This is a genomic window from Fibrobacter sp. UWR2 (genome assembly GCF_002210285.1).
GTDB lineage: Bacteria > Fibrobacterota > Fibrobacteria > Fibrobacterales > Fibrobacteraceae > Fibrobacter.
This window is the reverse complement of record NZ_MWQE01000019.1, coordinates 1-1,191: the sequence shown is the minus strand read 5'-3', so window position 1 is coordinate 1,191 and position 1,191 is coordinate 1. Positions and strand designations below refer to the sequence as shown.

The window sequence follows — 1,191 nt, the reverse complement described above, 5'->3', positions numbered from 1 at the left end:
AGTGTCACCCTGAGCGGAGCGTCAGCGGAGTCGAATGGGTCTAGTAACGAAAATATGGAAAAAGACAAGTCTTCCAGTAGTGTCAAGGGATCTGAGCCTGTCGAAGTGTCGAGTAGCTCAGCGAAAGAAACGAAGAACTCTTCCGACTCCAAGAGTTCAAGTTCTGTGAAGTCTGGAAATTCTTCTAGTAGTAACAAGGATGTGTCAAGTTCATCTGTTCGTTCGTCTTCAAGCGGGAATCTCCAGTCTTCTTCGAGCAACAAAGACTCCAGCAGCAGCGCAAAGTCCAGTTCATCTTTTGAAGTTGATACTGCAAGACTTTGTACACCTGACTACAATCTTTGTAATCGTCCCTTGTTTGGGGATAGTATTCGTTCTGGAGCCTATAAGAAATTCACGGATAAACGAAACGGCCGTACTTATTTCTATTTGACTATTAATGGAAAAAATAAGGATAATCAGCCTGCGTCAGTGACAGTTATGGCAGAAAATCTGAATGTCGGAGAAATGATTGACGGTGCAATGGATCAATCTAGTGATTTGAAAATAGAACGTTATTGCTATGACAATGACTCCGCAAATTGTGAAGAATATGGTGGTCTTTACCAATGGGCCGAGATGATGCAGTTACCGAGTGAATGCAATGCTAAGAGTTGTGAGATTCAAGAGAATCATCAGGGAATCTGCCCAGACGGCTGGCGACTGTTGACATACGATGATTTCTACATCGTTGTTCATGCAGATGGTAATAAAAATGGCGTAGCAGATGTTCGTGCGATGGGTTTCGGCGGTCATAACTACAGCGGGTATAGCTTGATTGGCTCGGGATATAGAACAAATGAGGGAAAATTTGAAGAATTGAATGAAACTGCTTATTGGTTTTACCCTTCAGAGCATGCAACTCGTTTTACAAGAGGTGGTAGCGGCTATAATAGTAAAAAGACTACTGATTTTTCCTCGGGATATGGTGATAAAGTGACAGGTTTTTCTGTCCGTTGTGTGAAAAAGACTAATTAAAAAAAAGTAATAAAGAAAAATTGAGCTATAAGCCTATTGGAGCCGACATGTCTAAAAAAATCAAAGAGAAAAAAATTGCATCTAATAATTATAAAATAGAATCGCTTGAACCTCGCTTCATGATGGATTTTGCGGTATAAATTCCACATTCCATATTTCACATTGCTTGGTTTG

At 40.5% G+C, this 1,191-nt stretch carries 2 protein-coding genes; one reads left to right on the top strand and one right to left on the bottom strand.

Translation table 11 applies throughout. The annotated features are described in order from the left end of the window. Window positions 1-260 (bottom strand): hypothetical protein (locus B7994_RS14320; RefSeq protein ID WP_233143233.1); only part of this gene is annotated, 260 nt, incomplete at its 3' end. Between B7994_RS14320 and B7994_RS13830 the strand changes: the two genes are divergently transcribed. After that, entirely contained in the window at window positions 166-1,017 is an 852-nt protein-coding gene (locus B7994_RS13830) for an FISUMP domain-containing protein (protein WP_233143232.1), read from the top strand. The two genes, B7994_RS14320 and B7994_RS13830, sit on opposite strands and share 95 nt — an antisense overlap. Window positions 1,018-1,191: the final 174 nt, after the last annotated feature.